Below are 13,127 nucleotides of genomic sequence, written 5' to 3'. Positions count from 1 at the left end.
CGTACTGTATTACTGCTGGGGTACCTGGACTCGAACCAAGAACAAAGGTACCAGAAACCTCCGTGTTGCCAATTACACCATACCCCAATGCCCTACCGGGCCGGTGACCCGGAAGCGAACCTCGGGCCGAAAAGAACTCTAACCCATGCGGCGAGCTAGGGCAAAACCGGAGCGGAATCCCGCGCGTGCCGCACCCGTTTTCGGGGCTGTCAGAGCAGCGGTCCGAGCAGGTCCCGGTTCAGCGCAGCCGCCACCTGGGCGCCGTGCCCGGCCGCGATGATGAGCTGCTCCGGCCCGGGGGCCGTCGAGTCGCCTGCAGCGTACACGCCGGGCACGCTGGTGCGGCCGAGGCCGTCCACGGCGATCAGGCCCGAGTCGTCCAGCCGCACCCCGATGCCGTCGAGGTAGTCGATGGCGGGGGTCCACTCCGGGCGCACGAAGCCGGCCTCGCGCGGGATCGTCTCGCCGTCCTCGAGCAGGACACCCGTCATCCGGCCGCGCTCCCCCACTACGTCGGCGATCGCGCGCCGCTCGACCTGCACGCCGCGCCGGGCCAACGCGGCCTGCTCTGCCGCGGTCACGGCGGCGGCGCCGTTCGTGAACACGATCAGGTCGCTCGACCACTGGCTGATCAGCAGCGCCCGCTCGGCGAGGTCGCCGGACTCGCCGATCAGGGCGAGGGCGGCGTCGCGCTTCTCGTAGCCGTCACACTCGATGCAGCTGTGCAGGTCGGTGCCGTACCAGGCACGCAGGCTCGGCACGGACGGCAGCTTCTCGATCAGGCCCGTCGCCACGACGATGTTGCCGACCGTGGCCTCCAGGTCGCTCGAACCGCGGATGCCGCGCACGCTGAGCCGGAAGCCGTCCGCGTCCTGCTGCACGCGCTGCACGAGCCCGGCGTGGAAGTTCGCGCCGGGGTATGCCTCGAACTCCTCACGGCCGAGCTTGCGCAGCTCCAGCGGCGGCACGCCATCGCGGGTGAGGAAGCCGTGCGAGCGCAGCGTCGCCGCGTTCCTCGGCCGGTTGCTGTCGACCAGCAGCACGGTTCGGCGGGACCGCACGAGCCCCAGCGCGGCACTCAGCCCCGCCGGGCCCGCGCCAACGACGGCGACGTCGAAATCGCTCACGACACCTCCCGAAACTAGGCCTGCAGAGAGGCGGCCAGGCGGTTCAGACGCGCGAGGGCGTCGTCCTTGCCGAGGATCTGCATCGACTCGAACAGCGGCGGGGACACCTTGCGCCCGGAGACCGCGACGCGCAGCGGCCCGTAGGCGATGCGGGGCTTCAGCTCGAGGCCGGTGATGAGCGCGGCGCTGAGCGCCTCCTGCACTTGCTCGTGGGTCCATTCCGCTGCGGGAATACGATCGAGCGCGTCCAGGGAGGCGGCGAGCACCTCTCCGGCGTTCGCGGGCAGCGAGGCGAGCGCCGCCTCGTCGTACTGCAAGCCCGCGGCATCCGTGAACAGGAAGCCGAGCATGCCGGGCGCCTCGCCGAGAAGCGTGATGCGCTCCTGCACGAGCGGGGCGGCCTCGGCCAGCGTCGCGGCCTGGCTCGGGGTGAGCGGGGCGGTGAGGATGCCGGCAGCCTCGAGGTAGGGCACAGTGCGCGCCGCGAAGTCGACGACGTCGAGCATGCGGATGTGGTCGCCGTTGATCGACTCGGCCTTCTTCAGGTCGAAGCGAGCCGGGTTCGGGTTGACGTCCTCGATGTCGAAGGCGGCGATGAGCTCCGCGATGGAGAACACGTCGCGGTCGTGCGAGAGCGACCAGCCGAGCAGGGAGAGGTAGTTGACCAGGCCCTCCGGGATGAAGCCCCGCTCCCGGTGGTGGAACAGGTTCGACTCCGGGTCGCGCTTGGAGAGCTTCTTGTTGCCGTCGCCCATGACGTAGGGCATGTGACCGAAGAGCGGCACGAAGGTCGTCACGCCGATGTCGATCAGCGCGTGGTAGAGCGCGATCTGGCGCGGGGTGGAGGAGAGCAGGTCCTCGCCGCGGAGCACGTGCGTCACTCCCATCAGCGCGTCATCGACGGGGTTGACCAGCGTGTAGAGCGGGGCGCCGTTCGGGCGCACCACGACGAAGTCGGTGAACGAGCCGGCCGGGAAGGTGATCTCGCCGCGGACCAGGTCGGTGAAGGAGAGGTCGGTGTCCGGCACCCGCAGGCGCAGGGCGGGCTCGCGGCCCTCCGCGCGGAAGGCGGCGCGCTGTTCCTCGGTGAGGGTGCGGTCGAAGTTGTCGTAGCCGTGCTGGCGGGCGCGGCCGGCCGCGTCGTTGCGGGCGTCGATCTCCTCGGCGTTCGAGAAGGACTCGTAGACGTGTCCGGAGACCTTGAGTTTCTGGATCACCTCGAGGTAGAGGGAGGTGCGCTCCGACTGCCGGTACGGCTCGTGCGGGCCGCCCACGTTGACGCCCTCGTCCCAGTCGAGATTCAGCCAGGTGAGCGCGTCGACGAGCTGGTGGAAGCTCTCCTCGCTGTCGCGGGCGGCATCCGTGTCCTCGATGCGGAAGATCAGCTTGCCGCCGGTGTGGCGCGCGTAGGCCCAGTTGAACAGGGCCGTGCGGACCATGCCGACGTGCGGCGTTCCGGTGGGCGAGGGGCAGAAGCGCACACGAACGTCGCTGCCGGTGGCGGTGGACCAGGGGTGATTTGCGTCAGACATCATGTCGATCTTAGCCGTCGTCGGCGGTAATATCCGTGGCCAAGGGCCGACGCGCGTCAGGCGCGCACACTTTCCTGGTTTCGGCTGGTCGTCAGCTCGGCGAGCATCTGCAGGGTGGCCGCGATCGCCGGCACCTGCCGGGCCCCCGGGGTGCCGACCACGTGGATCGTGCGGAAGTTGCGCTTGCTCGTCGGCCGCACCACGACGCCGGCCGGCACCCCGGCCGATTCGATGGCGAGGGTCGGCAGCACGGCGACGCCGAGCCCGGCCGCAACCATGCTCATCACGGCGAGGAAGTTGTCGGTCTCGTAGCCGATCCGCGGCGTGAAGCCGCTGTCGTCGCAGAGCTCGAGCAGGTGGCCGCGGCAGCGCGGGCAGCCGGCGATCCACGCCTCGCCGGAGAGCTGGGAGACGTCGACGGTCCCGGATGTCGCGAGGGGGTGCCCGGCCGGCAGCACCAGCATCATCTCCTCCCGGCTGAGCGCCCGCACCGAGAGGCCGTGCGCGCTCTCGGTGTGCGGGTCGCCCCGGTAGCTGAACGTGAGGGCGAGGTCGGCCCGGCTCTCGCGCACCGCGGCGACGGCCTCGGGCGGCTCGGCCTCGATGTAGCTGATGTTGATGCCGGGGTGCCGCTCGTTCATCGCGGCGAGCAGCCGCGGCACGATCGTCGGCGAGGCAGAGGGGAAGGCGGCCAGGCGCACCCGGCCGGAGCGGAGCCCGCTGAGCTCGGCGAGCTCGCCGGCCGCGGCGTCCAGCGCGCTGATCACGGGCAGGGCGTAGCGGGCCAGCACCTGGCCGGCCTCCGTGAGCCGCACCCCGCGGCCGACGCGCTCGATCGCCGGCATGCCGATGCGCGCCTCCAGCCGCTTGAGGTGCTGGCTGATCGCGGGCTGGCTGTAGCCGAGCGCCTCGGCCGCCGCGGTGATCGAACCGTGTTCGGCGATCGCGTTGACGACGCGCAGCGAGTGGGAGTCGAGGTCGAGGTCGTGCTCGAGTTCTGGTGGCCGCATGTGCTAATCATAATCCATCGTTATTGTTTGCATTGAATCACGCGCCTTGTTCAATATGTCGGGATCGATCAGGCTGGGTGCATGCACAGCACGACCCTCGACAACCCGACAACGCTCGCCGAGGCGAGCGCGCTCTTCCGCGGCGGCCGGGGCTACCTCGGGGCGTGCACGATGGGGCTGCCGAGCAGCGACACCATCGCCGCGACCCTCATCGACGCCGAGCGCTGGGCGCGCGGCGAGGCCACCGTCGGCGGCTACGCCGAGACGGTCGAGCGAGTGCGCGCCGGCTACGCGGGGCTCGTCGGGGTGGGCGTCGACCGCGTGGCCATCGGAGCGCAGGCCTCCGTGTTCACCGGCATGGTCGCGGCCGGGCTGCCGGACGGCGCCGAGGTGCTCTGCGTCGACGGCGACTTCAGCTCCATGGTCTTCCCGTTCCTCGGCCAGGAGCACCGCGGTGTGCGGGTGCGCCACGTGCCACTGGCCGAGCTGGCCGAGAGTGTGCGCCCGGGCACCGCCCTCGTCGTGTTCTCGCTGGTGCAGTCGGCATCCGGCGCGATCGCCGACGTCGCCGCCATCGCCGCCGCCGCGCGGCGGCACGGTGCCCGCACGCTCTGCGACACCACCCAGGCGGCCGGTTGGATGCCTGTGGATGCCGCCGCCTTCGACGCGACGATCTGCCACAGCTACAAGTGGCTCTGCGCCCCGCGCGGTGTGGCCTTCTTCACCGTCTCGGCGGCGTTCCAGGGCGAGCTGCGCCCCCTGCACACCGGCTGGTACGCCGGCGAGGACCCCCTTGCCGCCTGCTACGGCCCCACGATGGAGCTCGCCGCCAGCGCGCGCCGCTTCGACGCCTCCCCCGCCTGGCAGGCCTGGGTCGGTGCGGAGCCGGCGATCGAGCTGTTCCGCCGGCTCGACCTGGCGGCCGTGCGCGACCATGCCGTCGGGCTCGCCGACGCTTTCTGCACCGGGCTCGGCATCGAGCCGCGAGGCCAGGCGATCGTGGCGTGGCCGGATGCCGACGGTGCCGCGCTCGGCGCCCTGACGGCGGCCGGGATCACCGCGTCCGGCCGTGCCGGCTGCGCGCGCGTCGCGTTCCACCTCTGGAACGACGGGGACGACGTCGCCGACGCGCTGCGCGCCCTCGGCCGCTGACTCGGCCGGAACGGCCGCGCGCCCGGCCGCCGGCGCCCGCAATCGCGTCGCGGCACGCGATAAGTCCCGCGGCCCCGGGTATATCGGGGGCCGCGGGACTTTTCGGGGGCCGCGAGAGCAGCGCGACCGGGGCGTTAGCCGAGACGGATGACGGGGTTGCTCAGCGAGCCGATGCCCTCGACGGTGACGGTGGCGCGGTCGCCGTCCCGCACCGGGAACGAGCGGCCGAGGCCGCCGGTGAGGATGACGTCGCCGGGCAGCAGCGTGAAGCAGCGGGAGAGGAACGCGACGGTTTCGGCCGCCGAGTGCCGCAGCAGCGCGGTGTCGCCGCTCTGCACGAGCTCGCCGTTCACGCTGCCGCTGACCTCGACGCCCTCCATGTCGAACTCGGTCTCGATCACGGGCCCGAGCGGGCAGAACCCGTCGAAGCTCTTGGCCCTGGCGCTGTGGTCGTCGCTCTTCAGCAGGTCGACCGCGGTGAGGTCGTTGGCGACCGTGTACCCGAAGATCTTCGACTCGGCGTCCTCGACCGCCACGTTCTTGGCGATCTTGCCGATCACGATCGCGATCTCGGCCTCGCCGTGCACGTCGGTCGACGCGGCGGGCAGCACGACGCGGTCGTTCGGCCCGACCACGGTCGTGTTCGGCTTGAGGAAGAACTGCGGCTCCAGGCGGCGGTCGAGGCCGCCCTCCTGGTCCTCTTTCTCCGACTCGCTCAGGTAGTAGCCCCGGCTCATGCCGATGACCTTGGACCTCGGGATGACGGGGGCCAGCAGCACGGCGTCGGCCAGCGGCACCCGCTCCCCCGTCGTGTCGAGGCCGCCGTACATGGGGTCGGCGGCGAGCACGACGAGGTCACCCTCGTCGAGGATGCCGTAGGCGATGCGGGAGTCGTGGCTGAAGCGGGCGATCTTCACGAGGAGGACCTTTCGTGCGGTGGAGCGGGCGGCGCGACTACGCGTCGAGGCGGGTGAGCCAGCCGTGCTTGTCTGGGCGGCGGCCGTACTGGATGTCGGTGAGCTCCTCGCGCAGCGACATGGTCAGCTCTCCGGCTGGCGCGTCAGCGTCGCCGATCGTGACCTCGTTGTTGCGCAGCTGGGCGATCGGGGTGATCACCGCTGCGGTGCCGCAGGCGAACACCTCGGTGATGTCGCCGGATGCCACGCCCTCCTGCCATTCGGCCAAGGTGACGCGGCGCTGCTCCACCTGGAGCCCGCGGTCGCGGGCCAGCTGCAGCACCGAGTCGAGGGTGATGCCCTCGAGGATGCTGGGCGACTCCGGGGTGACGACGCGGCCGTCCTTGTAGACGAGGACGACGTTCATGCCGCCGAGCTCCTCGAGGTACTTGCCCTCTGCGGAGTCGAGGAAGAGCACCTGGGCACAGCCCTGCTTGTAGGCCTCGGCCTGCGGCAGCAGGCTGGAGGCATAGTTGCCGCCGGTCTTGGCCGCACCGGTTCCGCCGCGGCCGGCGCGGGCGTAGTCCGTGGAGAGCCAGATCGAGATCGGCTTGACGCCGCCGGGGAAGTAGGCGCCGGCCGGGCTGGCGATGACGTAGTAGGCGACCTTCTCGGCCGCGCGCACGCCGAGGAAGGCCTCCTTGGCGAACATGAACGGGCGGATGTAGAGGCTCTCGTCCTCCTCGGACGGCACCCAGTCGCCGTCCACGGCGATGAGCTGCCTGAGCGACTCGATGAAGTACTCGGTCGGCAGCTCGGGCAGGGCCAGGCGTCGGGCGGAGCGCTGCATGCGCGCCGCGTTCGCCTCGGGGCGGAACGTCCAGATGGAGCCGTCCTCGTGCCGGTAGGCCTTCATGCCCTCGAAGATGGTCTGCGAGTAGTGCAGCACGGCGGCTGCCGGGTCCAACGGGATCGGGCCGTACGGCTGCACGCGCGGCCGGTGCCAGCCGCCCTTGGCCGACCAGCAGATGTCGACCATGTGGTCGGTGAAGTGGTTGCCGAAGCCGGGGTCCGCGAGGATCTCGGCGCGGGCGGCATCCGAGGTGCCCACGAGGTTGCGGGTCACGGCGAAGTCGAGCGGGGCTGGGGTGCTTTCAGTGTTGGTCATCGTTCGTCCTAGTCGATGGAGAGGGTGCTGACGATAGCGTCGCCGATGGCAGCGGTGGCGCGGGCCTCGCCCGTGCGTGCCGCGATGTCGGCGACGACCGCGCGGTTGACGTTCTCGGCTGCCGCGTCGAGGCCGAGGTGGGCCAGGAGGAGCGCGACGGAGAGGATCGCTGCGGTGGGGTCTGCCAGTTGCTTGCCGGCGATATCCGGGGCCGATCCGTGGACCGGTTCGAACATGCTGGGGAACTGGCCGCTCGGGTTGATGTTGCCCGAGGCAGCGAGGCCGATGCCGCCGCTGATAGCTGCAGCCAGATCGGTGAGGATGTCGCCGAAGAGATTGTCTGTGACGATGACGTCAAATCTAGCAGGGTCGGTGACCAGGAAAATGGTGGCGGCGTCCACGTGCAGGTAGTCGACGGCCACGTCGGGGTACTCGGCCGCGACGGCGTTGACGGTGCGCTGCCAGAGCGAGCCGGCGAAGACCAGGACGTTGGTCTTGTGCACGAGGGTGAGCTTCTTGCGCGGGCGGGCGGATGCCACGGCGAACGCGTGGCGCACGACGCGCTCGACGCCGAACGCGGTGTTGACCGAGACCTCGTTGGCGACCTCGTGCGGGGTGCCCTGCCGGATCGCGCCACCGTTGCCGACGTACGGGCCCTCCGTGCCCTCGCGCACGACGACGAAATCGACGGCGCCGGGCTCGGCCAGCGGGCTGGCCACGCCGGGGTAGAGGACGCTCGGACGGAGGTTCACGTAGTGGTCGAGGCTGAAGCGCAGCTTCAGCAGCAGTCCGCGCTCGATGTTGGCGTTCGCCAGGCGCGGGTCGCCCGGCACGCCGCCGACGGCGCCGAGCAGGATCGCGTCGTGCTCCTTGATGTGCTCGAGGTCGGCGTCCGTCAGGACGTCGCCGGTCTCCAGGAACCGTGCGGCGCCGAGCGAGAAGTGCGTGGTGTCGAGTGTGACGTCGCTGCCGGCCGTTGCGGCATCCAGAACCTTGAGCGCCTCGGCGATCACCTCTGGACCAATCCCGTCACCGGGGATGACAGCAAGTTTCACGACACGGGACATTGCACTCCTTGGCTAGGGCGAGGTGGGCCTTGCGGCACGACGACTGTTCCCAGCGTAGTACCGAGGCCCACCCCGATTGCGCAGTCGTCAGCGCGCTTTGCGCAACAGGACGAGGCCGATCACGGCCGCGGCCAGCACCAGCCCGGCGCCGATCCACGCGGCCAGGCCGACGCCGCTGTCAAAGGCGGCGCGGGCCGAGTCAAGCAGCGCCTGGCTGATGTCGGCCGGCAGCTGCCCGGCGACGGCCACGGCGCCGCCCAGTGTCTCCCCCGCCGCAGCCTCCTGCGCGGCGGTGAGCCCGAGCGGCAGTTCGACGGCCGCGCGGTAGGAGGCGGTGAGGATGGTGCCGAGGATGGCGGTTCCGAGCACGGCGCCCAGCTCGTAGGCGGTCTCCGAGACGGCGGATGCCGCACCGGCCTTGTTGGCGGGGACGTTCGTGAGGATCAGCTCGTTCGAGACGGTCTCCGCCGCCCCGATGCCGAGGCCCAGCGCGGTGAACGTGATGGCGATGCCGAGTGCGGAGATCTGGCCGCCGCTCAGCGCGATGGCCGCGTAGCCGCCGACGGAGATGAGCAGCGCGGCGGGAACCAGGCGCGACGGGCGCACCCGCTTGGCGATCGGCACGACGGCGAGGCCGGCGATGATCATCACGACGAGGCCGGGCACGAGGATCAGGCCGGCGTTCATCGGGGAGAGGCCGAGCACGAGCTGCAGGTGCTGGGAGACGAAGAACAGGCCGCCGACGAGGGCGATGACGCTGAACAGGTTGATCAGCACCGCCCCGCTGAACGCGCCGTGGCGGAAAAGCTCTGGATCGAGCATGGGCGTCTCGAGCCGATTCTGCCTGCGCACGAACAGGATGCCGGCTGCGACGCCGACGAGCACGGCGGCGACGCCGATCAGGTCGAAGCCTCCCTCGGCGACGCGCTTGATGCCGAGCACGACGGGGAGCATGGTGAACAGCGAGAGCAGGATGCTGGGCACGTCGATCTTGCCCGGGTGCGGGTCGCGGGACTCCGGCACCAGCAGCGGCACGAGGATCAGCAGCGGCAGCAGCAGCGGCACGGCGATCAGGAAAACGGAGCCCCAGACGAAGTGCTCGAGCAGGAATCCGCCGACGATCGGGCCGAGCGCGCTGCCGGCCGCGAAGCCGCTGGCCCAGATGGCGACCGCCAGCCGGCGCTGTTCGCGGTCGGTGAAGACCGAGCGCAGCAGCGAGAGCGTGGAGGGCATGAGCATGGCGCCGAAGAAGCCGAGCAGGGCGCGGGCGGCGATGAGCCACTCGATGCTCGGCGCGAATGCAGCCAGCACCGAGACGATGCCGAAGCCGGCCGAGCCGATCAGCAGGAGCTTGCGGCGGCCGATCCGGTCGCCGAGGCTGCCCATGGCGACGAGCAGTCCGGCCAGCATCAGCGGGTAGATGTCGATCATCCAGAGCAGTTGGGTGCCGCTCGGCTGCAGGGCCTCCGAGATGGCCGGCAGTGCGAAGTTCAGCACGGTGTTGTCGATCGACACGAGGAGCACCGGCAGCATGAGCACGGCGAGCGCGACCCATTGCCGACGACTGCTGCGCGCTGGCTGCAGGGCAGTGGGCACAGATTGTGTGGCGGTGGGCGTGGTCACAACTATCAACTCTTTCGGTGGGCACGCGGCATCCGCGCGCCGTCATTCAATCAGGACTCGTCCACTATACCGTCCAGCCGGTATAGTGACAACATGCCTCTCGACGACTCTCGCTACGCTGGACGGGTGACCACCCCCTCCTCGACCCGCGACCGCCTGCTCGACGCCTTCGAGGCGATTCTGATCGAGCAGGGCGAGAAGGCGGCGACGCTGGACGCCGTCGCGGCCCGCGCCGGGGTCTCCAAGGGCGGCCTGCTCTACCACTTCGGCTCCAAGGACGCCCTGGTCGACGGCCAGCTGGCCCGGCTGGGCGAGCTCGCGACCGCCGACGTCGAGCGCATCCGGACCGCCCCGGCCGGCGCGGTCGACTATCTGATCCGCACCTCGGTGAACGCGGGCACGCCGCTGGACCGGGCGATCATCGCCGCGGCCTGCCTGGCCCAGGGCGCCCACCCCTCCGCGAACGAGGCGATCGGCGCAATGCGGCAGCAGTGGCTGGCCGTGATCGAGGAGGCCGTCGGTGACCCGGACGTCGCCGAGGCGATCCTCCTGGTCAGCGACGGGCTCTACTACAACTCCGCGTTGGAGAACCCGATGCCGTCGGCCGGGTTCGACCCGCGCTCTGCCGAGTCGACGCAGCAGATGGACCGCCTGCTCGCCGTCATCGCCAAGCTGCTGAAGTAGCGCCCGGCGTTCGCCTACGGAGCGACCCCGGCGAGCGCCGGGCGGAAGCCGAGGCGGGCGTTCTCGCAGCAGGCGGGCCGGCAGACGTCGGACCACGGGCCGAGCGCCGTCATCGCCGGGCGCTCCGCCGCCGGGACGCCGTCCCTCCGCTCCAGCACGAGGTCGACGAGCCCGGAGACGTACGCGCGATGCGTTCCCGGGGTCGCCACCCGGATCATGCGCAGTCCGTTGTCGGCGGCCGTCTCGCGCGCCTCGTTGTCGAGATCCCACATGACCTCCATGTGGTCGCTGACGAATCCGAGCGGCACCACGATCACACCGTTGCGCCCGGCCGCGGGCAGGGCGGCGATGGCGTCATTGATGTCCGGCTCCAGCCACGGCGTGCTGGGGGCGCCGGAGCGGGACTGGTAGACGAGCTGCCACGGGATCGGCGTGGACGGCGCCCCCGCGGGGCGCTCTGCACTGCGTCCTGCCCTGCGCTGCTCGACCGCGAGCATCACGACCTCCGCGACGGCATTGTGCTGGGCGGCGTAGGCGCCGCCGTGGCCGTAGTCGCGATCGCGCGGCCCGGAGCGCTCGGCATCCGCCGTGGGGATCGAGTGCGTGGTGAACAGCACCTCAACGCGCTCCCCGATGTCACTCGTGCCGAGCTCGTCCTCGAGGGCGGCGACCGCCTCGTCGACGCCCTCGATGAACGGCGTGACGAACCCCGGGTGGTCGAAGAACTGCCGCACCTTGTCGATGGTGATCTCCCCGTGGGTTCCGCTGGCGTCGAGTGCACCCCAGAGGTCCTCGCGATACTGGCGGCAGCTGGAGTACGAGGAGTAGGCGCTGGTGGCGATCGCGATCAAGGAGGTGAAACCGCGCTCTTTCGCCTCGTCGAGGGCCTCGCCCAGATACGGGGTCCAGTTGCGGTTGCCCCAGAGCACGGGCAGATCGATGCCGCGGCGGTCGAGCTCTTCCTCGAGTGCGGCCTTGAGCTGGCGGTTGTGGTCGTTGATCGGGCTGACGCCGCCGAAGTGCCGGTAGTGCGTCGCAACCTCTTCCAGCCGCTCCTCCGGGATTCCCCTGCCCCTGGTGACGTTGCGCAGGAACGGGATGACGTCGTCCTGACCCTCCGGCCCGCCGAAGCCGGCCAGCAGGATCGCGTCGTAGCGCACCGGCACCTCGACACGTTCCGCCCCGCCCACTGCCGCCGCGCTGGCGCCGATCACCGGCGGGGTGTGCTCACTGTTGTCCATTGTGCGTCTCCATCACGATCAGGAATTTATCTAGCTTGGCTAGTAAATAACGTAACATGGACAGTGGGCGGAAAAGGTCCGCCCTCGAGAGGCAGCCATGCAGGAGCAGCACAGCGTTCTGGTGTTGGGCGGGACCGGGTATATCGGCGGGCGGCTCGTCCCCCGGCTCCTCGAGCAGGGTCACCGGGTGCGGGTGCTTGCCCGCTCGGCGAAGAAGCTCGCCGATGTGCCCTGGCGCGAGGACGTCGAGGTGGTGGAGGGCGACCTGCTGAACCCCACCGACGTGGCGGCGGCCTGTGCGGGCATCGACGTCGTCGTCTACCTGGTGCACTCCCTCTCGGCCAGCGGCTCGTTCGAGCAGACCGAGTTGCAGACCGCCGGCAACGTGGCACGGGCGGCACGGGCGGCCGTCGTCCAACGCATCGTGTACCTCGGCGGGCTGCACCCCGATTCCGCGGAGTTGTCGAGGCACCTGCGCTCGCGCAAGGCCGTCGGCGAGCTGTTCCTGGCATCCGGGGTGCCGACCATCGCGCTGCAGGCCGGCATCGTGATCGGCTCCGGCTCGGCGTCCTTCGAGATGATCCGGCACCTGACCGAGGTGCTGCCGTACATGCCGGCCCCGCGCTGGGTGCGCAACAAGGTGCAGCCGATCGCCGTGCGCGACGTGCTGCACTACCTGCTCGGCGCGGTCGAGGTCGCCGGCGCGATCAACCGCACGTTCGACATCGGCGGCCCGGACGTGCTGCGCTACGGCCAGATGATGAACGGCTACGCGGTCGAGGCCGGGCTGCCGCAGCGGCCGATCGCACCCCTGCCCGTGCTCACGCCCTGGCTGGCCTCGCAGTGGGTGAACCTGGTGACGCCGATCCCCCGCCGGCTCGCCGTGCCCATCATCGAGTCGCTGCAGTACGACTGCGTCGTGCGCGAGCACGACATCGACGCGCTCATCCCGCCGCCGCCCGGCGGGCTCACCGGCTACCGGCGGGCGGTGCGGCTCGCGCTGGCGAAGATGCGGGCCGGCGAGGTGGAGACCTCCTGGCACGGGGCCAGCCTGGATGACGCGCCGGCCGACGCGCTGCCGAGCGACCCGGACTGGGCCGGCCACACCGTGTTCATTGATGAGAAGAACCGGGAGACGTCCGCGGGCATCGACGACCTCTGGTCGGTGATCGAGGGCATCGGCGGCGAGAACGGCTGGTACTCGTTCCCGCTGGCGTGGGCGGTGCGCGGCTGGCTGGACAAGCTCGTCGGCGGCGTCGGCCTGAGCCGCGGGCGGCGCGACACGGCGCGGCTGCAGACCGGCGAGGCCCTGGACTTCTGGCGGGTGGAGCACATCGAGCGCGGCCGCCGGTTGCGCCTGCGCGCCGAGATGCGGATGCCGGGCCGGGGCTGGCTCGAGCTGGAGACGGCGGATGACGGCGGGCGCCGCCGCTACCGGCAGCGGGCCGTGTACTTCCCGCAGGGTCTGGCCGGGCGCCTGTACTGGTACGCCCTCGTGCCCTTCCACGGCGCGATCTTCTCCGGAATGGCCAACCGAATCGTGCTGGAGGCCGAGGCGCGCACCCGCAGACGCACGGAACACCGCTCCTGAAACGGGCATGGCCGGGGGCGTGAAGCCCCCGGCCAT

11 protein-coding genes and 1 tRNA gene are annotated in these 13,127 nt (G+C 70.8%); 3 read left to right on the top strand and 9 right to left on the bottom strand.

All coding sequences use genetic code 11. From position 1 onward, the window contains the following. Positions 1-15: 15 nt before the first annotated feature. From BLT62_RS07770 to BLT62_RS07755, 4 genes are all read right to left on the bottom strand, one after another. Positions 16-87 (bottom strand) — tRNA-Gln (locus BLT62_RS07770). Positions 88-209: 122 nt separating this feature from the next. Then, complete coding sequence (locus tag BLT62_RS07765) at positions 210-1,127, bottom strand: NAD(P)/FAD-dependent oxidoreductase (protein ID WP_083363541.1); 918 nt, start codon at positions 1,125-1,127, stop codon at positions 210-212. A gap of 14 nt (positions 1,128-1,141) precedes the next feature. Further along, positions 1,142-2,659 carry a glutamate--tRNA ligase gene (gene gltX, locus BLT62_RS07760; protein ID WP_083365371.1) on the bottom strand — a complete coding sequence of 506 codons (1,518 nt, stop codon included), beginning with the start codon at positions 2,657-2,659 and terminating at the stop codon, positions 1,142-1,144. Between the two features lie 56 nt (positions 2,660-2,715). After that, positions 2,716-3,669: a LysR family transcriptional regulator gene (locus tag BLT62_RS07755; protein ID WP_083363540.1), complete on the bottom strand. Its 954-nt coding sequence runs from the start codon at positions 3,667-3,669 to the stop codon at positions 2,716-2,718. A gap of 81 nt (positions 3,670-3,750) precedes the next feature. On the opposite strand from BLT62_RS07755, the gene BLT62_RS07750 reads away from it, so the two are divergent. Beyond that, positions 3,751-4,821: an aminotransferase class V-fold PLP-dependent enzyme gene (locus BLT62_RS07750; RefSeq protein WP_083363539.1), complete on the top strand. Its 1,071-nt coding sequence runs from the start codon at positions 3,751-3,753 to the stop codon at positions 4,819-4,821. Positions 4,822-4,955: 134 nt separating this feature from the next. Here BLT62_RS07750 and BLT62_RS07745 read toward each other — a convergent pair whose 3' ends face one another. From BLT62_RS07745 to BLT62_RS07730, 4 genes are all read right to left on the bottom strand, one after another. Then, positions 4,956-5,738 carry a fumarylacetoacetate hydrolase family protein gene (locus BLT62_RS07745; protein WP_083363538.1) on the bottom strand — a complete coding sequence of 261 codons (783 nt, stop codon included), beginning with the start codon at positions 5,736-5,738 and terminating at the stop codon, positions 4,956-4,958. A gap of 37 nt (positions 5,739-5,775) precedes the next feature. Next, positions 5,776-6,885, bottom strand: a complete 1,110-nt coding sequence (locus BLT62_RS07740; protein WP_083363537.1) for a branched-chain amino acid aminotransferase — start codon at positions 6,883-6,885, stop codon at positions 5,776-5,778. Between the two features lie 8 nt (positions 6,886-6,893). Then, positions 6,894-7,952 carry a 3-isopropylmalate dehydrogenase gene (locus BLT62_RS07735; protein ID WP_083363536.1) on the bottom strand — a complete coding sequence of 353 codons (1,059 nt, stop codon included), beginning with the start codon at positions 7,950-7,952 and terminating at the stop codon, positions 6,894-6,896. A gap of 87 nt (positions 7,953-8,039) precedes the next feature. Then, the gene (locus BLT62_RS07730; RefSeq protein ID WP_407937560.1) at positions 8,040-9,575 is read right to left on the bottom strand and encodes an MFS transporter; all 1,536 of its coding nucleotides are present in this window, start codon (positions 9,573-9,575) and stop codon (positions 8,040-8,042) included. Positions 9,576-9,701: 126 nt separating this feature from the next. Here BLT62_RS07730 and BLT62_RS18315 point away from each other — a divergent pair, with 126 nt between their 5' ends. Beyond that, a complete protein-coding gene (locus tag BLT62_RS18315) occupies positions 9,702-10,259 on the top strand; it encodes a TetR/AcrR family transcriptional regulator (protein ID WP_269457800.1) in 558 nt (185 codons plus the stop codon). Positions 10,260-10,273: 14 nt separating this feature from the next. Here the strand turns inward: BLT62_RS18315 and BLT62_RS07720 are convergent, their stop codons facing one another. After that, entirely contained in the window at positions 10,274-11,500 is a 1,227-nt protein-coding gene (locus BLT62_RS07720) for a ferrochelatase (protein ID WP_083363534.1), read from the bottom strand. 97 nt (positions 11,501-11,597) lie between these two features. Between BLT62_RS07720 and BLT62_RS07715 the strand changes: the two genes are divergently transcribed. Continuing rightward, the gene (locus BLT62_RS07715) at positions 11,598-13,091 is read left to right on the top strand and encodes an SDR family oxidoreductase (RefSeq protein WP_083363533.1); all 1,494 of its coding nucleotides are present in this window, start codon (positions 11,598-11,600) and stop codon (positions 13,089-13,091) included. The last annotated feature ends 36 nt before the right edge of the window (positions 13,092-13,127 follow it).

It is taken from the genome of Microterricola viridarii, from assembly GCF_900104895.1.
Classification (GTDB): domain Bacteria; phylum Actinomycetota; class Actinomycetes; order Actinomycetales; family Microbacteriaceae; genus Microterricola; species Microterricola viridarii.
This window is presented reverse-complemented; position numbering and strand designations above follow the sequence as displayed.

Bases quoted from the DNA above. Each gene is read 5' to 3' on its own strand.
- BLT62_RS07740 (WP_083363537.1), bottom strand. From the start codon at position 6,885: ATGACCAACACTGAAAGCACCCCAGCCCCGCTCGACTTCGCCGTGACC.
- BLT62_RS07755 (WP_083363540.1), bottom strand. From the start codon at position 3,669: ATGCGGCCACCAGAACTCGAGCACGACCTCGACCTCGACTCCCACTCG.
- gltX (WP_083365371.1), bottom strand. From the start codon at position 2,659: ATGTCTGACGCAAATCACCCCTGGTCCACCGCCACCGGCAGCGACGTT.
- BLT62_RS07715 (WP_083363533.1), top strand. From the start codon at position 11,598: ATGCAGGAGCAGCACAGCGTTCTGGTGTTGGGCGGGACCGGGTATATC.
- BLT62_RS07720 (WP_083363534.1), bottom strand. From the start codon at position 11,500: ATGGACAACAGTGAGCACACCCCGCCGGTGATCGGCGCCAGCGCGGCG.
- BLT62_RS07750 (WP_083363539.1), top strand. From the start codon at position 3,751: ATGCACAGCACGACCCTCGACAACCCGACAACGCTCGCCGAGGCGAGC.
- BLT62_RS07735 (WP_083363536.1), bottom strand. From the start codon at position 7,952: ATGTCCCGTGTCGTGAAACTTGCTGTCATCCCCGGTGACGGGATTGGT.